Here is a 24,596-nt window from a genome sequence, read left to right on the forward strand (position 1 = left end):
GGAGAGGCTATGACATGGACCAATAGTGCTTATGAAGTCATTGAAACCATTAATGATGAATATTTTTTTGCAGGGTCAGCCTGGAATACCCAAATTGCCAAACGTTTTGTGCTAAAAACAAAGCGTTTTGGCCGGCTTATTGAGGCCTCTTATTATCTCCATCTGGATAAGGGAAAACCTTTTAATATCGCTTTTGAGCCCTCAACCTCTTTTGGCTGTTCGGTAGGCTGTTTATTTTGCGCCTCCGGAACCTTATCACCGATCAAAGCATTGACGGTCGCGGAAATTGTGGAACAGGTTAATACCTTGATTGCCATTTACCGCAGGGATTTTACTGATTACAGAATTCGCGAAGATGTATTTTATTCAGGGATTGGCGAACCCACCTTAATGACCAATGTACTGATTGAAGCCTCCGCAAGACTTCTGGAGCAAAACCCCGATTTACAATTCAAAATGTCGACGATGGGAGCCTTGCCGAGCGCATTATTACGCTGGGCGGACTCCGAACTGCCGCTTCGCTCTCTACAAGTCGGAATCCCGCATTGGAATGAAGAGAAAATAAAATACCTTTATAGTAAGTGCAGCAAATACAATCTGCATGACGTCCTACAGCATGTTCAACTGTTTATGGATAAACGTCCAGATACTGCAATCAAGATTAATTATATTGTGATGGAAAATTATAATAATTCGCTTGAAGATTTAAAACGGACGGTAGAAAAAGTCATCAGTATTCTGGGATGTAATATTGAACTTAAAATTTCCTGTCTTAATCCCACTGAATTCGCTGAGCAGAATCAGCTGATTGCGGTTAAACAACAGGTTTTGGAAACACTGGCTGCCGGCGTTCAATCCTTTGGCCTTAAAAAAGTCTATACCTTTGGTCCGATGAGTAAGGATAAACTCGGTTGCGGGCAACTGGCCGGCAATTATAAATTATTTAGTTAAGTATGAAAGCACAATCCTTTAGTTATATTCGTGGCGAGTTGGAAACCAATACTCCCTGGTATCCCCCTGATCCTGAATTTTTAAATGCCTGGCGAGATGAATTTTTTGCCATTGAGGGTGTCGATCATTACACCTACTGGCTCTGCGGAGCAGTACTTGAATCCTGGCCGACTCAGGACGTGGATATCTTAATCACAGGTTCCGTGATTGATTACCAGCATCTTGAGCATGTGATGGTCAATGCCATGCGACTGGGATTTAAACACCGGCAGTTAATCGATATCGCCTGGAATGACTATTATAAAAAATATCTGGAGCGCGGACGCTGTGAGCGCCGCGCTATATGCTGTGATCATTATTACCAGCACGGCTGGTGTAGTCTGGAACACTGCACTGCCCAGGCGCGTCAGATTGAAACGATTGTAGTGGGTAATGAGATTATTAAAAATGGCCTGGAAATTACCCCGCCCGACCCTTATGCAGTACGACTAAGCAAATACTTGTGGAAAATTCAAATGGATAGCCCCTCTGAGAGACAGATTCAACGAATGCTTGAAGGAAAAGTGTATACACAAAGCCCGATCATTCTACGACCGGATTTGGATTTTAAAGACTATGTTAACTGGCCATGATTTATTGTAATAAAGATAAAAATTTATTGACTCAATTTATTTAAATTTTTTTCAATTTCTGCAATAGTAGATCCCGTGTCGTTTTATTAATAAGGACTTTAATGATGACCATCACAAAAAAAATAGGGATTTCGAGTTTGCTTTTTATTATTTCCATCGCTAATGCAGCGAGTCTGGGCCACATGATTGTTAGCGATCCGGTGCTTGGCAGTCGCACCATTGTCTATGAAAAAATCAATGAATTCGCCGTGGCGGAAGGAGATATTTTACTTGCCAAAACCCGTGATTTGGATAAAGCAGGTGCAGTGTTTCGTCCAAAAATTGGCGGCAATCGCTGGGCACATGGCGTGATACCTTTTGAAATGTCAGAAGATTTGCCCTTGATGAACAAATTAGCGGTTCTACAAGCCATTGCGCACTGGCAGCAATATACGGCCCTTGAGTTTGTTGAGCTCACTTCAAAAAACCGTGCGGAATATAAAGATTATATCGCTTTTATACCGGCAGCAGGAACCACTTGTTCATCCTATGTGGGTAAAATGGGAGGCAAGCAGGAAATCAATTTATCACCGCGCTGCACTACCATGAACACAGTTCACGAAATTGGTCATGCTCTCGGTTTGTGGCATGAGCAATCAAGGGCTGATCGCGCCAATTATATTCGTATCGTCTGGGAAAATATCGATGAAGACCATCGTTATAATTTTGACCAGCAATTGACTGATGGCAAGGATTTTGGGGAATACGATTATCTGTCCATTATGCATTATGGCGCTTATGCTTTCTCAAAAAACGGCGAGAAAACGATTATTCCTTTGATGGATAATGTTGAAATTGGTCAGCGAGTTAAATTGAGCGAAAAAGATATTGCCGCGGTGAAGGCAATGTATCCGGAAACATGACGACGGTAGCACCCAGGGCTATTGCTATCAAGCGATAGCCCTCGGCCAGTCTAGAAACAACAGCTTGTATTGGACTCAGCAGCTTCCAGATGCAGCTCCTCAAGTGGCGCCTCTCTCAGGTCTTTCAGCAGTTTTTCCTCTTCACTGACTTCTGGCTCAGGCAAAGCGGGCTGTTTCTGTTGATGTCTTTGATAGGCGTTCACCAGCTCATAGACAGCATAAGCAGCAATGATCACCAGGGCAGCTTGCCAGCAAATGGCTAAGGTACTAATAATCAGTGCAGGCATTACCGTATTTTTAATCATGGTGTAAATAAAGTCATGTCTGGCGTTTTGGTGTTCCTGAATCAATTTCCTGACCCGTTCATCAAGAATCAATTGATCCGACCAATAATCCTTGTCGTGCAGAGTATCGAACGGATCTTCACGATGCTGCCTGGCTAATTCGACAGCTTCCTGTAATCTTAATGTCTTTTCACGATACTCGCCAAACGCATCGGCTGATAAATACATGCCTACTGCGACTGCGCATAAAGCATAGGACGCCAGGATAATTCCGGGGGGCGTGAATAGCAGAGCAGCGGAAAATCCCATCACCAGCAGACTGGCCGCTGCGGCATTAAACAGGAATTTGGCATTGGCTGCTTCCCATTTTAAATCCAGTTCACGAAGCTGGGCACGGACCGCTTCATGACGTGCTTTCAACTGCCGGCTTTCTTTATCATCAACATCGCCTTTTCTCTGCAAATGATGTTCAATGTCAGCTAACTCCTGCACATACTGCTTACGTTTTATATCGTATTCCCGATGGGCAAGAAAGCGGCGCCACATAATCATGGCCACGTCGAAGACCAGAAAACCGGCGGTGATCCAGCCGGCAGCCGGGGCGGATATATGGAAAAAGCTGTTATAATTGGTAATACCGTTTACGGTAGCCCAGACAATGTCATTTAAAAAATTGCAATGACGTTTGTACAGTTCATCCATGAACCTCTCGGTTCTGGTTCTTGATTTTTCTTCTTCCGTGGGGAAGAAAGTATGTTTAATTAAAGCCAGCGAATCCAGCATAAAACGTGAAGCAAAAAAACCGACGCTCAATGCACGAAAAATTGAGTTGGGTAATTCAAAAGTATGAATTATTTTTTCGGCATCAATATGATGGCCTACCAGTTTATCGAGTTTTTCAAGTACATGGGTATCACGAGCCAATCGCAAACCACTACTTAGAGTCATGCGACAAAATGCCCAATAAAGACGGCAAACGTTCAGGTAAGCAATTTTGTTACGTAACAAGGATAAATGAAGAGGCGTTTCTGCCAGATCAAGCAAACCTTCCTTAATCTTTTTGAGTAGATGTGCCAGAAATGATTCACGCGCTTTTAGCGTTTCTACATTGTTTTTCTCAATCCGATTTTTGATTTGTTGGCGAAGTAATGCATACAGCTCAGCCTTGTTTTTCAGATCCTTATCACGGTCGCGATAATACTGATGGTAGGCATTAGCCTTATAGACCTCCTCGAGCATTAAACAGCAGAGATAAGCCCATATCCATATTTCAACATTATCCTGCTGCGTTGCGAGCTTTTTATCCATGCTGCCGAGAATGTCAGAGAGTTCCTGCTCTATCAGTGTTTTGTTGGGAGCAATGGAGCGAAAGTTGAGAATATCTTCATACTCATCGTCTTCCAGTTCGGTGCTTTCGTTTTTAAGATGATGACGCATATACTCTTCCACTGCAGTGGTCGTTTGCAGTTGTTTCTCAAAAAATCGTTCTTTTTGATTCAGGAAATTTGTATATGCCGTGTCAACCATAGTTCAATCCATAAAATGCGCAGTAAGCCGAATTTATAACTTATCATGGCTAAAGCCAAGAAACAAGACTTTCTGTATTTTATTTTTTCAATCTGCCGATAGAAAAACAATTGATATTTTACGGATTAACTCAGCTTGCTTCGAGAATTGCCGCAACCCCCATACCCCCAGCGGTACAGATTGAAATTAAACCGCGGCCACTGCCTTTTTGATGCAGCATCTTGGCAAGACTGGCTACTATCCGTGTTCCTGTTGCCGCGAATGGATGGCCTAAAGCAACGCTGCCCCCCTTAATATTCAACAGTGAGCGATCAATCGAACCCATTGGACTGTTTCTGGATAAAACCCGCTTGCAATACTCCGCAGATTCCCAGGCTTTCAAAGTACAAAGAACTTGCCCGGCGAATGCCTCATGTATTTCATAAAAGTCAAAGCTCTGAAGCGTTAAACGATTGCGTTTCAATAACTCACTCACCGCAATGGTAGGCGCCATGAGTAAGCCTTCACCGGCAACAAAATTGACCGCAGCGACCTCAGCATCCACAAATCGAGCCAGTATGGGTTGATGCTGCTCTTTGGCGCGGCGTTCAGAAAGCAGGTACACAGCAGATGATCCATCAGTAAGCGGGGTGCTGTTTCCGGCAGTGAGACTGCCCTTTCCACTGGTCGTATCAAAAACCGGCTTCAATCTGGCTAACGTTTCCAAAGACGCATTACTTCGTAAAATACCGTCTTTTTTTAATCCCATATATTCTAAAACCAAATCATCATAAAATCCTTCCTCATAAGCCTTTGCACCATGCTGATGACTTAACAGGGTCAACTCATCCTGTGCTTCCCTGCTAATCTGCCATTCCTTGACCATTTTTTCAGTGTGCTGTCCCATTGATAGCCCTGTTCTTGGTTCGACAACCCCCGGATATTGAGGACTTAAATCAGAAGGCCTGAACGCCAGCAAGGCTTTAAGCTTCGAAGAAAAATCCTTCGCCTGTTTAAGCTGCGTTAGTTTCAAACTAAAGGAGCGCGGAAGCATCACCGGAAAATCGCTGTTGGTGTCGACACCGCCGGCAATTCCATCTTCTATCTGATAGTTGGCAATTTTGAGAGCAATCTGCAGACTGGCTTCCAGACTGGTTCCGCAGGCGCGTTGCAAGGTATAGCCTGGTGTTGCCGGATTTAAACTGGTTCCGAGCACACATTCTCGTGATAAATTCCAGTTAAAAGGACTGGTAATCACCGCTCCAAGAGCTACATCACCCACCAGCTGATTTTCCAGTTTGAATTTTTTAACCAATGCCTGAAGAGAGGCAATCATAAGATCCGGAGTGCTTATGTCACTATAACTTCCCATTGATTTTACGAAAGGGGTACGAATACCCCCTGCAATATAGACCGGCCGAGTTTTCATTACGCATCCTTATTACTCTTTATTACTATAGTTTAGCCGGGTTAGGAGAAGTAAGAACAATCGTATTTTATTTGCCAATACAAAAACTGGAAAATATTTTTCCTAGCAAATCATCGGAACTGAACTCACCGGTAATTTCGCATAACTGCAGATGAGCCAGCCGCAAATCTTCTGCCAGCAGTTCACCTGCTTTGATATTGACTAATTGATCCAGGCCTTTGATTAGGAATTGATGAGCTTGTTCGAGCGCTTGCAAATGTCTCCTGCGGGCGATGAATTGGCCTTCAGATGCCTGATAGCCGACAATAGTTTTTATTTTTGTTTTTAATGCCTCTATCCCTTGCCCTGATTTCGCTGAAATGTAGATTGCATCTTTGTCAGGTAAAACGGAAGGATTGAGGTCAATTTTATTAAACACTTTTACCAGAGGAACCGCCTGTGGAAGATTAGCTCTGACTTCATCACTAATAGTACAGTCTGCATGATCAGTGGATATATCCATAATCATTAGTACACAATCAGCCTGTCTGACTGCCTGCCAGGCGCGCTTTATTCCTTCCTGCTCCACGATATCTTCACTTTCACGAAGACCGGCAGTATCGATAAAATGTACAGGCAAGTCATCCAGCAATACTTCTTCTCGCATGATGTCACGGGTGGTACCAGCAATATCAGTGACGATTGCCACTTCCCGTCCAGCTAAATGATTTATTAATGTTGACTTACCGGCGTTGGGCTTGCCAACTATAACGATTGAAAGGCCCTCTCTTAAAAGAGCCCCCTGATTGGCATTGGCACGCAGGGATTGTAATTCAGCAAGAATAGATTGCAATTTTTGTAAAATTTTTCCGTCACTGAGAAAATCCACTTCTTCTTCGGGAAAATCAATTGCAGCTTCGACATACATCCTTAAATGAATAATCTGCTCGTTTAATGCATGGATTTTTTTAGAAAACTCACCCTGAAGAGAGCGAACTGCCATCCTCGCAGCAGTTAGTGTACTGGCATGAATCAGATCAGCAATTGCTTCCGCCTGAGTCAAATCAATTTTATCATTTAAAAAAGCCCGTTCGGAAAATTCGCCCGGGCGTGCAAGTCTTGCACCGCAGGCAAGGCATTCATTTACCAGATAATCCAGAATTACTGGAGAACCATGTCCCTGAAATTCAACGACTTCTTCACCGGTAAAAGAATGAGGGTTTTTAAAATAAAGAATCAGTCCCTGGTCGATTATTTCCTGATTTAGATTATAGAAACTGGTGTAAATAGCCTGGCGGGGGATTAATTGTTTTTGACCGCTTAGCTTAAGTCCAATTTCATAAGCCAGAGGCCCAGAAACTCGAACAATACCCACTCCTCCGCGACCAGGAGGAGTGGCTATAGCAACTATGCTGTCATTATTCATTTACTTGACGGTAACCATTTTTTTATTGACCGGTTTATCATCACTGTACTTACGGGTGATATACCATTGCTGCAAAATTGACAGTGTATTATTCACAATCCAGTATAAAACCAGACCAGCAGGAAAACTCCAGAACAGCGCGGTAAATAATACTGGTAAAAACATCATCACTTTGGCTTGGGTCGGATCGGGAGGAGCAGGGTTGAGTCTTTGCTGAATCAGCATGGTAGCTCCCATAATTATGGGCAGCACATGATAGGGATCAGCCGCTGACAAGTCCTTGATCCAGAACATAAAGGGAGCCTGGCGTAATTCAACGCTTTCAAGCAATACCCAGTATAGAGCGATAAAGACAGGAATCTGGACCAGGATAGGTAAGCAACCTCCTAAAGGATTTACCTGTTCCCCACGATAAAGCTCCATTGTAGCTTGGCTTAGTTTGGCTTTATCATCGCCATATCGTTCCCGCAAAGCCTGTAATTTAGGCTGAAGTTTGCGCATACCAGCCATCGATTTGTAACTGCTTGCTGACAATCGGTAAAAAGCCAGCTTGATTAGTACTGTAACCAGTACAATAGACCATCCCCAATTGCCTAGCACCGAATGAATAGCCTTCATTATGGAAAACAGGATAGAGGATAAAAACCATAACCAGCCATAGTCCACTGTCAGCTCAAGCCCAGGTGCTATTCCCTGGAGTACCTCAGTATTTTCGGGGCCAACGTATAAGCCCGCGGCTATATTCTCTGACTCACCAGGATTCACCTGTATTGCCGGACTTACTGAACCAATTGTGTAATCTCCCGCTGAAGCACGGGTGTAAATTGTATTTTTAGCGTCTTTAGCTGGAATCCAGGAGCTTAAAAAATAATGCTGCTGCATAGCAATCCAGCCGCCATCAGCCTGGGCATTTAAATTATTCTTGTCCATATCCTTGAAGCTGACTTTCTTATATTTCGACTGTCCAGGTATAGAATAGGAGGCGCCTGTGTATGAACCGACATGAAACATGCTGGATTTGTCTTCTTCAGGGGTTGAGCGCAGCAACTGCGTGTTCATATAGCCTTTCCAGGGTTCATTTCCCTGATTGCTGATAACATAGGCAACGTTAATCAGATAACTACCCCGAGTGAAAGTAAATGTTTTTTTCACTTTCAAACCATTAGTGGTTTCACCTTCCAGTGTGACTACTAAACTGTTTTGCCCAGGTTCCATCTGATAATTATTACTGGCGGTCGTGTAATTCAAATCGAGAGTATCGATCTGTTTGCCGTCATGAATAAACAAGCTGCTGTTCGCAACATACTGCTGGTCGGGTTGCTCGTTCAGAATGGTGATCGGCTTATCCTGCTCGGAAACACTGACTGGGTAATTCAGCAAATTAGCACGGACGACATCTCCTTGCCGGGTATCAATCATCATGTTAAACACATCGGTTTTTACATGGATTACTTGCCCGGTTTTCTCATTAGCAGAGGAAACGCCTTGTTCTTTAATCGCTGAACCGGAAGTATTACTTTCAGTTCCCGGTATATTGGGCAGCAGTTTATTGCCGCTGGATGTGGATGTATTGGCAGCGCTTACAGGTTGCGGTGCAGGATAGTCCATTTGCCAATTGGTCCATAAGGTATAAATTATCAGCGCTAGGGCTGCGTATAACACGACTCGTCGGGTATCCATTAAGGTTTCTCTTCTTTCGGTAATACAGGATCAAATCCTCCATCAGCCCAAGGATGGCAGCGTAACAAGCGGCCTATGGCGAACCATATTCCTTTGCAAATGCCAAATTGTTGAATTGCTGAGAGGGCATAGTCAGAACAGCTCGGATAAAACCGGCAGCATGGGCGCATAACAGGTCGAATGAGCAATTGATACAGCTTGATTGGTATTCCAGCTAACTGGCGTAAAATTTGGTTAGTTTTTCCCATGCTGAACCCAGTTTTATACAAATTGACTCATTGCTTGAATTAATTACACCAGGACGCGCCAAAATTACAATATCCACAGCTGGCAGGCTGCTGTGCCTGAAACTTTCGCGTAACAGGCGCTTCAGGCGATTTCGATGGCAGGCTTGCGGTACTGCTTTTTTTGATAGGGCAAACCCAATCCGTGCAGACTGCTCAGAATTTTTGCAATGAAGTATTACAAAATCCGATGTTACAGTCTTGTTAGCCTGACTAAACACGCGATTAAACTCTTTTTTGTTGGTTAACCGGCGTGCTCTGGTGAATCGATACACTTAGGCAGATAAACGTTTACGTCCTTTGGCTCGACGGCGCTTTAATACCAGACGACCACCTCGAGTTGACATGCGTTGACGAAAACCGTGATCACGCTTGCGTTTCAAATTACTGGGTTGAAAAGTTCTTTTCATAATAAACCGGATCTTTAGGATTTAGAGGTGGGCAATGATAGTGGACTTTAATTATTCTGTCAAATCCCTGTTTTGTTTGTGGTCGGCTGTAAATAATAAAAAAATTATATAGTTTATCTTTTGTGTTTATTATATAGAGACACAAGATCTGTTGATAACTAAATAAAATTATATAAAATCATATATTTAATTAAACAACTATCTTGTTTATAAACCTTGATCTTCACAGGAATGCTTTGTTGGTATATTAGTGACATCAGTTTTCAGGCTCATTTCATTCAACTTTATACACAGATTTTATAGCCCTATATATACAAACTATTATTATTATCGTACAGTCATTCAAAGTTCGCTGTTTTATGTTCATTTATGAGTATTAAAATAAGAGATGCTGAGATAAACGACATTGATGCCATTTTGTCGCTTCTTAAAGAGTTAGCTGTTTTTGAAGATAAAGAACCTCAGGACAATGGCTTAACCTGTCAAAAGCTGGTAGAGCATGCCTTTGAAAAGCAGTATATTTCGCTATTGGTGGCTGAGGAAAACAATGCCGTCGCCGGTCTGGCCATATATCATTATACTTATTCCGTTTCGGTTGGGGCGCGGGCTCTATATCTAGAGGATCTGTTTATTTCTGAAGAGCATCGACATCATCGACTTGGCACCCTTCTTTTATCCAGGCTTGCTCAAATTGCGCTTGATAATGAATGTTGTCGCCTGGAATGGCACACCTTTTCCTGGAATGAACAGGCAGTAAATTTTTATACCAGCCTCAATTGTGTTTTTCGACCCGATTCAATTCCAGTACGATTACAAGGAGAGCCGCTGGTCGAATTAGCTAAATTTCTTGAGAACTGACTTGTTCTAACGGCGAATTATTGTGTGGAATATATTTAAGCTGTCCTCAATATGTACTGAGGAGCGAGGGTACCTGAATTGACTTGTTAGGTAGTATTAGAAGTACATGGCAGTACTGATTTTAGATTAAGCCGATTAGAATGCTATCTCTTGGCTTCAATAAAATTTGCTTAATTTTTGTGGATAAGCCTGTTTTTTTCATTATCTACAGGTATAATTGGTTCCCCAATATTTTTTTTACTATTCAACGCAAGCTATTTATAAGCTTTTTCGTTGGTATTTATATTTCTGATAAATGTCGTCCCCCTTTGGGTGATTGCCATTACGTTAAGAAAATGTCGTGATTCCGCGCAGGCGGGAAACCATTTCTCAGTTGGCATTATAGCGAGCTCAGAGATGGATCCCCGCCTGCGCGGGGAGGACAGTTATACAATTGAGCTTAACTTAATGGCAGTGAGCATTTGGGTGACTTGCCACAAGCAGGATGGATCTAATGGCAGTACTACGTTGATTCATTGCAAAGTGTTGCAATGTAATTTGTTATGAGGAGTGTTCTGTGTCCGTATCACTTTGGCAGAGATGCGCTAAGCTTTTAGAAGAAGAGTATCCGCCGCTGCTATTCAATACATGGCTACGTCCGTTACAAGCTAAATATCAGGACAACCATTTAGTTTTACTAGCCCCTAACAAATTTATCGTTGAATGGATTAAACAGAATTTTTTTACTCGTATTCGTGAACTGGTTATGCAGTTGGCTGGCGATCAGGTTTCTTCAGTGACTATTGCTATTGGAAGTAGTGAGCCTGTTATTACCCCCGCAACAGCTCAGGCAGCGACAGGGATTGACTCTAATATTTCTTCCCCCAGCAGCAATGAAGAAAGCAAGCAGGTATATGTAAAAACTGCCACTAAAAAAACGGCTGATTATAAGAACAGCTATTTGAATAAAAAGTTTCATTTTGGAAGCTTTGTTGAAGGTAATTCCAACCAATTGGCAAGAGCGGCTTCATTGCAGGTCGCTGAGCGTCCGGGTGACGCTTATAATCCGCTGTTTATTTATGGCGGCGTTGGTTTGGGTAAAACGCATTTAATGCATGCCATTGGCAATATGATTCTGAAAAATAATCCTGAAGCCAAGGTGCTCTATCTGCATTCCGAACGCTTTGTGGCCGATATGGTTAAAGCCTTGCAGACTAATTCCATTAACGAGTTCAAACGATTTTATCGTTCCTTAAATGCATTGCTTATCGATGATATCCAGTTTTTTGCAGGTAAAGACCGTTCACAGGAAGAGTTTTTCCATACATTCAATGCCTTACTGGAAGGACAGCAGCAAATTATCCTTACCAGTGATCGCTATCCCAAGGAAATCGAGGGAATGGAAGAGCGTTTAAAGTCTCGTTTTGGCTGGGGATTGACTGTAGCTGTTGAACCTCCGGAGCTAGAGACACGGGTTGCTATTTTAATGAGCAAAGCAGAGCAATCCAGTATTGAGCTTCCCTATGAGGTTGCTTTTTTTATTGCCAAGCGAATCCGCTCCAATGTCAGGGAGTTAGAAGGAGCCTTGCGGCGAGTTATCGCTAATGCTCATTTCACAGGCAAACCCATTACCATCGATTTTGTTCATGAAGCCTTGCGTGATCTGCTAGCCCTGCAGGATAAGCTCGTAACTATCGAGAATATCCAGAAAACAGTTGCTGAGTACTACAAAGTAAAAGTAGCGGATCTGCTTTCCAAGCGTCGAAGCCGCTCTATTGCAAGACCTCGGCAAATGGCGATGGCATTAGCGAAAGAATTGACCAATCATAGCTTACCTGAAATTGGTGATCATTTTGGCGGTCGTGATCATACGACCGTACTGCATGCATGCCGAAAAGTGAAAGAACTTTTGCAAGATGAAAGCAGTTTTGCAGAGGATTATAAAAACCTTATGCGTATATTGTCTTCTTAAGGAATAAAGGTGCTAAGTTTTAGTGTTGCAAAAAGTGATTTGCTACCACGTTTATTAGTGGTTTCCGGGGCTGTTGATAAACGACAAAGCCTTGCTATTTTGTCCAATATTTTACTAGGTGTTGACAATAATCAGTTAACTCTGACGGCAACTGATCTTGAAATGGAAATTGCCTCGACTCTTGACTGCACTTCAGAAGTTCCTGGCGGCAAACTGACCGTTCCCGCAAAAAAGTTTATTGATATAATCCGTTCTCTTGATGACGATGCCAGGCCTACTATCAGCCTTCAGACTAATGCGCTGTTGATTAAGTCGGGTCGCAGCCAGTTCAAGCTGGCTACTTTACCAGCTGAGCAATTTCCTGCTTGCAATCAGGAACAATCAGAATTTCAGTTTTCTATTGCGCGAACAGCCTTAATCCATCTTTTTCAATCGACTCATTTTGCAATGTCTCAGCAAGATGTGCGGATTTTTCTGAATGGTCTTTTATTCAATGTCGAACCTTCATTAATTACCAGCGTTGCCACCGATGGTCATCGCATGGCGATTTGCAAATATGAGTGTGATACAGGTATTAGTGACCAGCGATTTTTACTTCCAAGAAAGGGTATTCAGGAAATGCTGCGTCTGCTGAATTCGATTGAAGACGAGATCGTTACTGTAATGGCGGGCAAGTCACATTTTAGACTGAACACCTCTGTTTATTCCTTTACTTCAAAATTGATAGAAGCGCGTTACCCTCCCTACATGAAAGCGATTCCTGTGGATAATGATAAATTCGTGCTTATAGAAAAAGATCCCTTGAAGCGAGCTTTGTCGCGCATAGTCATTCTTGCACATGAAAAGTCACGTGCGGTTTTGATGCATATTCAACCCGGCGCCGGTATAACCTTGATTGCTAACAATCAGGAACAGGAGGAGGCGCGTGAGCAATTGGAAGCCCAAGTCGATGGCAGTGAATTAAAAATCGGGATTAATGCCAGTTACTTACTTGATGTTTTAAATTTCATTTCAGATAGTTATGTCCGTTTATCCATGTCCAATACCGATAGAAGTATTTTGGTTGAATCACTGACTGACGAATATTATCAATATATCATTATGCCTATGAAGTTATGAAGCTAGCCGAATTATCAATTCATCACTTACGTAATTTCGATTCTTCACATTTTAATCTTCATCCTCATATCAATATTATTCGCGGTGTGAATGGCAGCGGTAAAACCAGCTTTCTCGAAGCCATTCACCTGTTATCAACCGGCCATTCATTTAGAACACGCGAAACCGCTAGCCTGGTTACATTAGGCCAAGGGGAAACCATCGTTTTTGCTAGAACTTCAGATGAACAAACTGTTAGTATCAAAAAGATTCTCCGTGGCACCAGTACTGCCCGAATTAACCACCAGCCCTGTTTGTCTGCCAGTCAATTAGCTAGTTTCCTCGCTTGTCAGATTTTCTATCAAACAATTTTCCAAATTATCGATGCTGGACCTTCTTATCGTCGTGAGCTTCTTGATTGGGGTGTGTTTCACGTGGAACATTCCTATTTTCATGTTTGGAGGGATTACCATCAGGCTTTAAAACAACGTAATGCCTTACTTAAGCAATCAGCCAAGCCTGAATTGCTTTATCCATGGAATAAGGTAATGAGTGATTTGGCTGAATTAATTCATCAGCATCGCTTACGTTATTTCGATAGGCTTCGTCTTCAATTCAATACGAGGCTTAGTGAGTTAACTCAAATCAATGCATCTGTTTCCTATTACAAAGGTTGGGATAAGAAGGCTGAGGGACGCTCCTTAGAATCAGTACTGGATTCAAGCTATAGCAGTGATCTTTATCGTCAATTTACACAGTATGGAGTACATAATGCAGACATTGTCATTCAGTCAGACGATACCAGCCTCAAAGCAAAATCTTATTTCTCACGCGGCCAGCAGAAGATTCTTTTGCTGGCACTAAAATTTGCTCAAATCGATTTGTTAGATAAATCCTGTATACTTCTTATGGATGATCTAAGTTCTGAATTGGACCGTTTTCATCTCGATAATATAATGCAATATATTAGTTGCTCCCCTAATCAGTTTTTTATTACAGCTAAGCCCGATGATCTTCCGTCTGAGCAGTGGAAGAAACTGGACAGTAAAGAAATCATTCTAAGCTAGAACCTTGTCTAATGTTTCACGTGAAACAAAGAAGATAGACTTAAATATCAATAATATCCGGAACATTCTAATCCAGGCATGTAAAGAAGAACGATTTAATGCTATAATTTCATTTTTGCGACAACGGCATGTAGAGGAATCTTTTATGAGTGTTGATGCTAGTTATGACTCATCGAATATTAAAGTTTTGAAGGGATTAGATGCAGTCAGAAAACGTCCAGGCATGTACATCGGTGATACCGATGATGGCACGGGACTGCATCACATGGTTTTCGAGGTGGTTGACAATTCAATTGACGAAGCCTTGGCTGGCCATTGCAAGGAAATCCATGTGCGCATCCATGCAGACGAGTCGATCACTGTAAAAGATGATGGGCGAGGGATTCCCGTGGATATTCACAAAGAGGAAGGACGATCTGCCGCCGAAGTCATTATGACTGTACTTCATGCCGGTGGTAAATTCGATGACAACTCCTATAAGGTGTCAGGCGGTCTTCATGGCGTGGGTGTTTCGGTGGTTAACGCATTATCCGAAGAGCTGCATCTGCTGATACGTCGCCATGGTAAAGTACATGAACAGCATTATCGTAATGGCGTTCCCGATGCTCCGCTTACCGCAACGGGTGAAGCGAGTTCAACAGGAACTCAAGTGTGGTTTAAACCAAGTGCAAATACATTTTCCAATATTGAATTCCATTATGATATTTTGGCTAAACGTCTGCGAGAGCTGTCCTTTTTGAACTCTGGCGTTTGTATTCATCTTTTTGATGAACGAACACAAAAACAGGATACATTCCGCTATGAGGGGGGTATAAAAGCATTCGTTGAGCATTTGAATCGCAATAAAACTCCGATTATGCCAATCGTATTTTCTCTGACTGGAGAAAAAGACAATATTCAAATCGAATTGGCCATGCAATGGAATGACTCATTCCAGGAAACTATTTTTTGCTTTACAAATAATATACCGCAGCGGGATGGCGGCACTCATTTAGCAGGATTTCGTGCTGCATTAACCAGAACCTTGAATAACTACATCGAGAATGAAGGTTTTGCCAAAAAAGCTAAAATCACCACTACTGGTGATGACGCGCGAGAAGGGTTAACCGCAGTATTGTCAGTTAAAGTTCCTGATCCCAAGTTTTCTTCACAGACTAAAGACAAGCTGGTTTCCTCAGAAGTCAAAGCGGCTGTTGAATCACTGGTTGCCGAAAAATTAAATGACTTTTTATTAGAGAATCCCGCAATTGCCAAGTCAATTGTCGGTAAAATCATTGATGCTGCCAGAGCAAGAGAAGCTGCGCGACGAGCACGTGAAATGACGCGTCGAAAAGGGGCTTTGGACATTGCCGGCCTTCCTGGAAAGCTGGCTGATTGCCAGGAAAAAGATCCAGCGCATTCCGAACTTTATATCGTTGAGGGAGATTCTGCGGGCGGCTCTGCAAAACAGGGAAGAGATCGAAAATTCCAGGCAATCCTGCCATTAAAAGGCAAGATTCTCAATGTGGAAAAGGCACGCTTTGATAAAATGCTTTCCTCTCAGGAAGTAGCTACTCTGATTACTGCCTTAGGCTGTGGAATTGGCCCTGATGAATATGATCCCGACAAAATTCGTTATCACCGTATTATCATCATGACCGACGCTGACGTCGATGGTTCGCATATCAGAACGCTGCTTTTGACGTTTTTTTATCGGCAAACACCAGAATTGATTGAAAGAGGTTATATTTATATTGCTCAGCCCCCTCTATACAAGGTTAAACGTGGCAAACAGGAGCAATATGTAAAAGATGATGAAGCGCTTAATGATTATTTAACTCAAAGTGCCCTTGAAGGTGCATCATTTTCTCCAGGCACAGATGCACCAGCGATTACATCCAAGGCGCTAGAAGATCTGGTAATGCAATTTAGACGTGTTGAAAAAATTATCAAACGCCATTCAAGACGCTACAGTGCCGATATCCTTAAACGGATTGCCTATCTGCCTAGCCTGCATGCTGATGATTTTAATAATCATGAAGTAATCAATAATTGGGCTAATCAGTTGCATCAGAGTTTGCAGCAAATTGGCGCGAAAACTCATCACTATTCTGTCGATGTTATTCATAATACAGAAAGTGATCATCATTTACCTCGTGTTACTGTAACTCAGCACGGTATGGATTCTCATATTATTCTTAATGCCGAGTTCTTCTTCTCCAAGGATTATCGTGAAATCATTCAATTAGGTTCTAAACTGGCAAACCTGATTGAAGAAGGGGCTGAAATAAAACGAGGGGAAAAATCCCTGGCTGTAGAGAGCTTTGAGCAAGCTCTGGCTTGGATTTTGGAAGAAGCCAAGCGCGGTCAAACTATACAGCGATATAAAGGATTGGGTGAAATGAACCCTGAGCAATTGTGGGAAACCACAATGGATCCGGAAGTACGGCGTATGCTGCAAGTAAGTATCGAAGATGCAGTAGCGGCGGATGAAATATTTACTTGCTTAATGGGAGATCAGGTAGAGCCACGACGTGACTTTATTGAATCCAATGCATTGGAAGCTGAAAATATTGATGTTTGATGAGTGCTCATCGCTAAATTGATTTAAAACCCTCTCTCTAGCTCTCTCCCTGAGGGAGAGAGGACGTTAAGAAAAATCTTTAAGTTAATCCCACTACACATGTTATTTCCAGATCATGCACATATAAACGTAAATCTATGAGGGCTAGGGTGAGAGTTGATCTTTACCCTTTCTTACCTCTGAGTGATAAAAAATATGATGAATTTCTCTAAAATTGAATACTGTATGCCTTCGATCAAATTTCAAAGTTCTTTATAATTCGATAAAGGTAAATTGAATAATCAAGAATGGATAATTTTAAAAAAGAATATTTAAGTGTAATACAAAAGAAAAAGCCACATCCTTGCGGCGAAGCACATTCCATGTGCTGGTCCCTTCGCTGACTTCCTGTCAGACAATCCCTGTCATCCCTTTAATTTAAGTATACTTAAATCTAGTTTTTACTCCTAAGGTTATATGATGACGCTGCTGTAAGAAATATCTCAAAACAGTGTCAGTAAAGAACCCGACTAGTAGCTACTGGCCCCAGCTCCAGCAAGATCCCTTTTTCTCTTCTTCTGTATCGCTGTCCGAATAATAGTCGCCATTGTCTTCGGCTTTGGAAGTAGAACAACCTCCAAATATACCGCATTTGAGTTTTCCAGGATTCACCAATTTAGGAGAGTCGGGCGCATCGGATTTAGAAGCAGCGTCTTTGCCTTGGCGAGAGATTTCAAAATCGGAGTCGGCGCTATGATCATGAGCTGCTCGTACCTTGTTCTTCACCAAGTCGGCAATTTCAGTAAATATATTAGAGCCATCCTTTGGACATAGCGCAGTTAAGTGATTACAGGCTGCTGCACGATTAGCTAAATTCATGCCGGCGATGCGTTTTGCCAGATCTTCCTTCGCACTAGTAATAACAGGTCGAGTGCCGACAGTGGGATAAGTTGCAAAATGCTTGGTCAGTTTCTCCAAGTGTTCAACTAAATCACTATCCTCTTTACAAGATATTAAAGAGTCAATGTGATCGGCCGCTTGCAATGCACGCTTAACATGCTGAGTGAAGCTGTGTTTTATAGACTTTGAGTCCTCAGTTTCTGCAGGAGTATTCGGAAAGGCAGTTCTCACATTTTGCATTACTGAATACAAGCTGGCACGAGGCGTGGATTCGGCAAGATAACTGGCTTTTTCCTGTTGACTAGCACTATTTCCCAACAATTCATGAGAAAAATCAGCATTCTTATGAAATGCTTCCGGCTTAAAATTTTGTGTCCAGGCCTTATAAGCAAATTGTGGCTTATCAGTGATGACGTTAATACGATTATGGACGTAATAAGCATCCTGAAGTTTTTGTGTAAAGGAACTGGCTGGTGTTCGTAGCAGATGCTGAGTTTGTGGAATGAGACTATTCAGCTGCTCTTTAGGGCAGGTGCGAACGACGTTGATGGCGATTAAACGAAGTGTTTCAGGTTCCAAAGTATCCATTGCCGCCTGGTTTTCAGGTTGATCTATGGATCCATCATTAAAAAGTGCAGCATATGCATCCTGTGATTTATCTGCCAGACCGGCTAGCGCTTCTTTAGAAAATTGCATGTAAAACTCCTTCTATAGTTGGGTACTGCCCCGATTTGTTCATACTGTCATTCTGACGGGCGAATAAATAGTAACTTAATCAACAACAGATGTAATGAAAAAAATTAAAGTTTTTTTTTGAGGGGTCGACATCAGTATTGAGTGTTGTTGGCCTCAATAATAATAATAAGGAGAGGGCAATGTCTAAAAATTCCTTACTGCAAGATCCATTTCTGAATGAACTACGCAAAGAAAAAGTACCAGTGTCCGTGTTTCTGGTTAATGGGATTAAACTGCATGGGCTTGTGGATTCATTCGATCAATATGTTGTAATGTTGAAGAATTCGGTGACGCAAATGGTTTATAAACATGCCATATCAACGGTTGTTCCTGCCCGGATGATTAAAATTCCTGCTGGTGAGGAAGATGAAAATATGGCAGACTGATAAAATAAAGACTTTGATTAATGGTAGTACTGAGTGTTTGAACGACCTAAAGCTGGCGAACGTGCCATTCTCGTGCAATTGGCTCTTCCTGAATTAAATGCAGAAAGAGCGCTACAGGAATTTAAAGAGCTGGCCACTTCAGCAAAAGCTGAGGTGGTTGCAGTTGTTACTGGCAGTAGAGCAGTACCTGAGGCAAAATATTATGTTGGCTTGGGTAAGGCAGAAGAAATTCAGCAACAAGTGGAAGAGCATAAGGCGGAGCTGGTGCTGGTGAATCACGAGCTTTCTCCTTCTCAGGAGCGAAACCTTGAGCGATTGCTTCAATGCAGAGTCGTTGATCGCAGTGGTTTGATTCTTGATATTTTCGCCCAGCGCGCTCGAACATTTGAGGGAAAGTTGCAGGTTGAGCTGGCCCAATTGCAGCATTTGTCGACCCGGCTAGTACGCGGATGGACCCATTTGGAGCGTCAGAAAGGGGGAATTGGCTTAAGAGGCCCTGGTGAAACCCAGCTCGAAACTGACCGACGGCTGCTGCGTGAACGAATCCGCTATATCAATAAACGTCTGGAAAAAGTAAGGCGAAGCCGTGATCAAAACCGCCGTGCCAGGCAAAAAGCAGCAATGCCGACCGTCTCGCTGGTCGGTTATACTAACGCCGGAAAATCAACATTATTCAATGCCTTAACGGGTGAGCAAATCTACGCAGCCAATCAGCTGTTTGCAACGCTTGATCCGACAATGCGTAAGGTCGATCTGCCTGGCTCAGGGTCCATTATTCTGGCCGACACCGTAGGTTTCATTCGCGATCTGCCGCATCAGTTAGTGGAGGCCTTTCGTGCAACACTAGAGGAAACACAGGAAGCTGATCTGTTACTGCATGTGGTTGATATTGCTGATCCTATCTGGCGGGAAAATGTAGCGGCTGTTGAACAGGTACTGGCTGAAATTGAGGTGGATGATATACCGATTATTCAGGTTTTTAACAAGATTGATCAGCAAGAGGGGTGGACCCCCAGAGTCGACCAGCAAGAGGAAGGCAGCAAAGTCTGGCTATCCGCAAAAACCGGGATTGGACTTGATGGATTGCGCGAGGCAATTGCAATTAATTTGCATGGCCAGGCCACTGATGAAATGCTGCGTCTCGCTCCAGATCAGGCAAAACTTCGTGCCAGCTTATATCAGTTGAATGCGGTAAAATCGGAAATCATTAATGAGGACGGTAGCTGGGAGCTTAATGTACGATTGACCAAAGCACAGAGAGCCGCTCTTTTTGATAAGCGATAATTGACTTATAACCTGTGTCTTTGCGAACGAAGTTAGGATGTGTATTGCTTCGCTGACGCTCGCAAAGACGATTTTTTGTCCTTATCTTTATTTACGTAACACCTCCTCGCATTGACAGCATAAAAAGCTGTTAGCTTTACAGAAACAGCTTCGCCTTTTACAATTCCGGATTATTTCAAGGTAAAGCAGGCTGGAATGCGCGTCCTTCATTTTTACAAAACCTATATCACTGAGAGCAAGGGTGGGGTGGAGCAATTTATCTATCAGCTGATTAATAGCGCTAGCTCCCAAGGCGTTTCCAGTGAAGTATTATCCTTAAGCAAAGATAAAACGGCGGGCACTACTGAGTTTGCAGGTCATACGGTTCATCGTGCCCCGCTGAACTTTCAACTGGCTTCAACCGGATTTTCATTTTCAGCTATCCAGCGTTTCCGGCTGCTAGCCAATGCAGCCGATGTTATTCATTATCATTTTCCATGGCCGTTTATGGATGTGGTGCATTTTGTCTCACGGATAAAAAAACCAACGGTGGTCACCTATCATTCAGATATTGTCCGCCAAAAAAATCTGTTAAAACTTTATCAGCCTTTAATGCATGCTTTTTTAGGACGAGTCGATCGAATAGTTGCTACCTCGCCCAATTATCTGGCAACAAGTGAGGTGCTTAATCGTTATAAAGAAAAAACCAGCATTATACCTATTGGGCTCGATGAATCGATGTATCCTCTTCCTGCCAAGGAGAAACTGGACCTTTGGCGGCAACGGTTAGGCCAGCGCTTTTTTCTGTTTGTAGGAATGCTTCGCTATTATAAAGGTCTGCATACCTTATTGATGTCATTGAAAGATCTGGATTATCCGGTCGTCATTGTGGGAAGCGGACCTGAAGAAGCTGCATTGAAACAGCAGGCAGAATCGCTTGGTTTAAAACAGCTTTATTTTGCGGGTGCCTTGGAAGACGAGGATAAAATGGCCTTGCTTAAGCTTTCTTACGCTTTCGTATTTCCCTCCCATTTACGCTCGGAAGCATTCGGGATTTCCCTTCTTGAGGCGGCGATGGCTGGCAAACCATTAATTTCCTGTGAAATTGGTTCAGGGACCAGCTTTATCAATCAGCATCAGGAAACTGGCATCGTTATTCCGCCAGAAAACCCCTTGAAGTTAAGAGAGGCTTTAACTGATTTGTGGAGTAATCCGGAGAGAGCTGCTGCAATGGGAGAAAATGCGCGAAGCCGCTATCTTAAGCATTTCACTGCAGATAAAATGGCTGCTGATTATGCCAATATCTATCGAGGGCTCATCATTTAACCCGAGCTTAAGGTTCCATTCTATCAAGGACTAGGGTAAACTCCGGGGAAATTTTATGTGCAGCGATTTTACAAAGGCATGTCAACAGACTATTCACCCCGAAGTTTTGAGGATTTCAGTGAGGATTTAATGCAAATAATACCAACAATTTTATGCGGAGGAGCTGGTTCTCGTTTATGGCCGGTTTCGCGTGAATTACATCCCAAGCCCTTTATTCAGCTCAGTGACGGTCAAAGTTTATTGCAAAAAGCGTTTATACGCGGCGCCCTAATTCCTGGCGTTAAAGAAATAATGACGGTTACCAATCGTGAGTTATTTTTCAAAATTCAGGATGCTTACCGCGAAGTCAAGACTGAGTCTCTTTATACCTCATTTATTCTTGAGCCTTTTGGTAAAAATACCACCGCAGCCATTGCATCTTCTGCACTGACGATTGCAAAAAAATACGGGGATGATGCTGTTATGCTGGTTTTGGCAGCGGATCATCTGATTGATAATCAGGATGCTTTTCAGACAGCGGTTGCCCAGGCAAGCATGCTGGCAGCGGCAGGTCATCTGGTTACGTTTGGTATTGAGCCCAATCATCCAGAAACGGGCTATGGGTATATTGAAGCCAATATTACGGCGCCGATTAACCTCAAGATGCAGGAAGGCAAACCGGAAGGCTATTCAGTAAACCGTTTCGTTGAAAAACCAACAAAAGAAAATGCCCAGGCATTTATCGATTCTGGTAATTATTTGTGGAACTCGGGTATGTTTTGCTTCACAGCAGGCCGCATACTGGAAGCATTAGAACAGTTTTGTCCCGAAATATTACAGGCAACGGCGAGCTGCATTTCAGCTTCAAGGCATGATGTTAGCCAGGGTTCGGAGCAGATTCATCTTGACTCTGCCTTATTCACTGAAGTCCCTGATAATTCCATAGACTATGCAGTAATGGAGCCAGCATCGCATAATTCAAAAGTGGCTGTGGTGCCTTGCAATATTGGCTGGAGCGATATCGGCTCCTGGCGGGCAATCGGCGAGTTATCAACACCTGATGAAGCAGGAAACCGCGTCGAAGGCCAGGCATTAATTCATGAAAGCAGTAATTGTTATATTCAGAGTAATAACCGTTTGGTAGGAGCTGTTGGTGTAGATGATTTAATTATCATTGATACACCCGATGCTCTGTTGGTCGCGAATAATCAACGTGCCCAGGATGTAAAGCATGTTTATGCCGAATTAAAGGCACGAGGTCATGAAACGCATAAGCTGCACCGTACAGTTCATCGGCCCTGGGGTACTTACACCGTATTGGAAGAAGGTACCAATTTCAAAATCAAGCGTATCGAAGTAAAACCAGGTGCCAGTTTAAGTTTACAAATGCACCATCATCGCAGCGAACACTGGATTGTGGTCAGTGGCATGGCGAAAGTTGTTAATGGTGATCAGGAAATGCTGGTGGGAACGAACCAGTCCACTTACATCCCCGCAGGACATCGGCATCGTTTGGAAAATCCTGGGGTGCTGAATCTGGTCATGATCGAAGTTCAAAGTGGAGAATATCTCGGGGAAGATGATATTATCCGATTTGAAGATAATTACGGACGAGTGTGAATGACTGCTCTAACCTGCTTTAAAGCCTATGATATACGCGGGCAACTGGGTATTGACCTTGATGAGTCAATTGCTTATCGCATTGGCCGGGCCTTTGCGCAGTTTCTGAATGCCAAACGTCTGGTTGTTGGCGGTGATATCCGGCTGTCAACAGAGTCTCTAAAGGCGGCACTCATCCGTGGAATTAATGATGCCGGTGCGGATGTTATTGATTTGGGTCTGACCGGCACCGAAGAAGTCTATTTCGCATCGTTTCATTGGGATGTCGATGGCGGCATCGAGGTGACGGCCAGCCATAATCCCATGAATTATAACGGCATGAAAATGGTCGGACGCAAAGCGCTGCCAATTAGCGGCGATAGCGGGCTTAGAGAAATTCAACGCCTTGCTGAGCAGAGTGAGTTCACTACTCCTTCCAGAAAAGGAAGCTGCATACAGCAAAGTATATTGCAGGCCTATTGCGACCATTTGCTTGAATATATTGACCTACAGGCGATAAGCCCCTGCCAATTGGTCGTAAATGCCGGTAATGGTGCAGCAGGTCATGTAATAGATGAATTGGAAAAGCGCTTTAAACAACGCAGTATCCCCATTCAGTTTATCAAGATTAATCATGAGCCGGATGGACATTTTCCCAATGGTATTCCTAATCCCCTGCTGCCGGAAAATCGTTCCTCAACCGCTGATGCGGTAAAGCAACACCAGGCAGCAATGGGTATTGCCTGGGATGGTGATTTTGACCGCTGTTTTCTCTTTGACGAAGAAGGCCAGTTTATTGAAGGCTACTATATAGTGGGATTATTGGCCGCTACGTTTCTTAAACAATATCCTGCTGAAAAAATCATTTATGATCCCAGACTTACCTGGAATACTATCGACGTGGTGAGCAATGCCGGCGGTTTACCGATTCAGAGTAAAACTGGCCATGCCTTTATTAAAGAAAGAATGCGACAGGAGAATGCCATTTACGGCGGTGAGATGAGTGCTCATCATTATTTTCGGGATTTTGCCTATTGCGATAGCGGAATGATCCCCTGGTTGCTTGTTCTTGAGTTATTATCCAGAACAGGTAAAACCTTATCACAACTGGTCAAGGAAAGAATGTCGCTTTATCCCTGCAGCGGCGAATTAAATTACAAGGTAATTGATGTGAAACCGGTCCTTGAAAGGGTGTTAAATTATTATTTAAATGCAAAGACCGGAGATGAAACTCCCCATGTTGATGAGACAGATGGCTTAAGTCTTGAGTTCAGTCAATGGCGTATGAATATTCGCGCCTCCAATACTGAGCCCTTATTACGCCTTAATATTGAATCGCGTGGTTGTCATTCTCTGGTTAACGAACGGGTACGTGAAGTGGAGTCATTAATTCACGCAGACTAGCTCAC

21 protein-coding genes are annotated in these 24,596 nt (G+C 43.0%); 13 read left to right on the top strand and 8 right to left on the bottom strand.

Features of this window, described 5'->3' with window-relative positions:
• Positions 1-9 precede the first annotated feature (9 nt).
• From B1207_RS04420 to legP, 3 genes are all read left to right on the top strand, one after another.
• A complete protein-coding gene (locus tag B1207_RS04420; RefSeq protein ID WP_112218785.1) occupies positions 10-951 on the top strand; it encodes a radical SAM protein in 942 nt (313 codons plus the stop codon).
• Between the two features lie 2 nt (positions 952-953).
• A complete protein-coding gene (locus B1207_RS04425) occupies positions 954-1,583 on the top strand; it encodes a hypothetical protein (RefSeq protein WP_112218786.1) in 630 nt (209 codons plus the stop codon).
• A 101-nt stretch (positions 1,584-1,684) separates the two neighbouring features.
• Positions 1,685-2,485, top strand: a complete 801-nt coding sequence (legP, locus tag B1207_RS04430; protein ID WP_112218787.1) for a Dot/Icm T4SS effector Zinc-dependent metalloprotease LegP — start codon at positions 1,685-1,687, stop codon at positions 2,483-2,485.
• A gap of 50 nt (positions 2,486-2,535) precedes the next feature.
• Here legP and B1207_RS04435 read toward each other — a convergent pair whose 3' ends face one another.
• The 7 genes from B1207_RS04435 to rpmH form a co-directional block, all read right to left on the bottom strand.
• Positions 2,536-4,296 carry a hypothetical protein gene (locus B1207_RS04435; protein WP_112218788.1) on the bottom strand — a complete coding sequence of 587 codons (1,761 nt, stop codon included), beginning with the start codon at positions 4,294-4,296 and terminating at the stop codon, positions 2,536-2,538.
• 130 nt (positions 4,297-4,426) lie between these two features.
• On the bottom strand, positions 4,427-5,704 hold the full coding sequence (locus B1207_RS04440; RefSeq protein ID WP_112218789.1) for an acetyl-CoA C-acetyltransferase: 1,278 nt from the start codon (positions 5,702-5,704) through the stop codon (positions 4,427-4,429).
• Positions 5,705-5,771: 67 nt separating this feature from the next.
• On the bottom strand, positions 5,772-7,109 hold the full coding sequence (mnmE, locus tag B1207_RS16030; RefSeq protein ID WP_216362453.1) for a tRNA uridine-5-carboxymethylaminomethyl(34) synthesis GTPase MnmE: 1,338 nt from the start codon (positions 7,107-7,109) through the stop codon (positions 5,772-5,774).
• Positions 7,110-8,789, bottom strand: coding sequence for a membrane protein insertase YidC (yidC, locus tag B1207_RS16035; RefSeq protein WP_216362454.1), 1,680 nt, complete (start codon positions 8,787-8,789; stop codon positions 7,110-7,112).
• A complete protein-coding gene (gene yidD, locus B1207_RS04450) occupies positions 8,789-9,037 on the bottom strand; it encodes a membrane protein insertion efficiency factor YidD (protein WP_112218790.1) in 249 nt (82 codons plus the stop codon). Before yidD ends, yidC begins: the two co-directional genes overlap by 1 nt.
• Positions 9,004-9,348: a ribonuclease P protein component gene (gene rnpA / locus B1207_RS04455; RefSeq protein ID WP_112218791.1), complete on the bottom strand. Its 345-nt coding sequence runs from the start codon at positions 9,346-9,348 to the stop codon at positions 9,004-9,006. Before rnpA ends, yidD begins: the two co-directional genes overlap by 34 nt.
• A complete protein-coding gene (rpmH, locus tag B1207_RS04460; protein ID WP_028372496.1) occupies positions 9,349-9,483 on the bottom strand; it encodes a 50S ribosomal protein L34 in 135 nt (44 codons plus the stop codon).
• 369 nt (positions 9,484-9,852) lie between these two features.
• Between rpmH and B1207_RS04465 the strand changes: the two genes are divergently transcribed.
• The 5 genes from B1207_RS04465 to gyrB all read left to right on the top strand — a co-directional run bounded on the left by B1207_RS04465 (position 9,853) and on the right by gyrB (position 17,020).
• Positions 9,853-10,341, top strand: coding sequence for a GNAT family N-acetyltransferase (locus B1207_RS04465; RefSeq protein ID WP_112218792.1), 489 nt, complete (start codon positions 9,853-9,855; stop codon positions 10,339-10,341).
• A gap of 556 nt (positions 10,342-10,897) precedes the next feature.
• A complete protein-coding gene (gene dnaA, locus B1207_RS04470; RefSeq protein WP_112218793.1) occupies positions 10,898-12,292 on the top strand; it encodes a chromosomal replication initiator protein DnaA in 1,395 nt (464 codons plus the stop codon).
• A 9-nt stretch (positions 12,293-12,301) separates the two neighbouring features.
• Positions 12,302-13,411: a DNA polymerase III subunit beta gene (gene dnaN / locus B1207_RS04475; protein ID WP_112218794.1), complete on the top strand. Its 1,110-nt coding sequence runs from the start codon at positions 12,302-12,304 to the stop codon at positions 13,409-13,411.
• On the top strand, positions 13,408-14,457 hold the full coding sequence (gene recF / locus B1207_RS04480; RefSeq protein ID WP_112218795.1) for a DNA replication/repair protein RecF: 1,050 nt from the start codon (positions 13,408-13,410) through the stop codon (positions 14,455-14,457). The genes dnaN and recF overlap by 4 nt, the downstream gene beginning before the upstream one ends.
• A 145-nt stretch (positions 14,458-14,602) precedes the next feature.
• On the top strand, positions 14,603-17,020 hold the full coding sequence (gyrB, locus tag B1207_RS04485; RefSeq protein WP_112218796.1) for a DNA topoisomerase (ATP-hydrolyzing) subunit B: 2,418 nt from the start codon (positions 14,603-14,605) through the stop codon (positions 17,018-17,020).
• Between the two features lie 516 nt (positions 17,021-17,536).
• On the opposite strand, the gene B1207_RS04490 is transcribed toward gyrB, so the two are convergent.
• Positions 17,537-18,595 carry a hypothetical protein gene (locus B1207_RS04490; protein WP_112218797.1) on the bottom strand — a complete coding sequence of 353 codons (1,059 nt, stop codon included), beginning with the start codon at positions 18,593-18,595 and terminating at the stop codon, positions 17,537-17,539.
• A gap of 179 nt (positions 18,596-18,774) precedes the next feature.
• Between B1207_RS04490 and hfq the strand changes: the two genes are divergently transcribed.
• The 5 genes from hfq (at position 18,775) to B1207_RS04515 (ending at position 24,591) form a co-directional block, all read left to right on the top strand.
• The gene (gene hfq / locus B1207_RS04495; protein WP_058506916.1) at positions 18,775-19,020 is read left to right on the top strand and encodes an RNA chaperone Hfq; all 246 of its coding nucleotides are present in this window, start codon (positions 18,775-18,777) and stop codon (positions 19,018-19,020) included.
• A gap of 33 nt (positions 19,021-19,053) precedes the next feature.
• Positions 19,054-20,304, top strand: coding sequence for a ribosome rescue GTPase HflX (gene hflX / locus B1207_RS04500; protein ID WP_112218798.1), 1,251 nt, complete (start codon positions 19,054-19,056; stop codon positions 20,302-20,304).
• Positions 20,305-20,499: 195 nt separating this feature from the next.
• On the top strand, positions 20,500-21,609 hold the full coding sequence (locus B1207_RS04505) for a glycosyltransferase family 4 protein (RefSeq protein ID WP_112218799.1): 1,110 nt from the start codon (positions 20,500-20,502) through the stop codon (positions 21,607-21,609).
• Positions 21,610-21,666: 57 nt separating this feature from the next.
• Positions 21,667-23,208, top strand: a complete 1,542-nt coding sequence (locus B1207_RS04510) for a mannose-1-phosphate guanylyltransferase/mannose-6-phosphate isomerase (RefSeq protein WP_253255781.1) — start codon at positions 21,667-21,669, stop codon at positions 23,206-23,208.
• Positions 23,209-24,591 (top strand): phosphomannomutase CpsG, encoded by a 1,383-nt coding sequence (locus tag B1207_RS04515; RefSeq protein ID WP_112218800.1) that lies wholly within the window; start codon positions 23,209-23,211, stop codon positions 24,589-24,591.
• Positions 24,592-24,596 lie beyond the last annotated feature (5 nt).

It is taken from the genome of Legionella quinlivanii (assembly GCF_003265995.1).
In the GTDB taxonomy this organism is placed as follows: Bacteria; Pseudomonadota; Gammaproteobacteria; order Legionellales; family Legionellaceae; genus Legionella_C; species Legionella_C quinlivanii_A.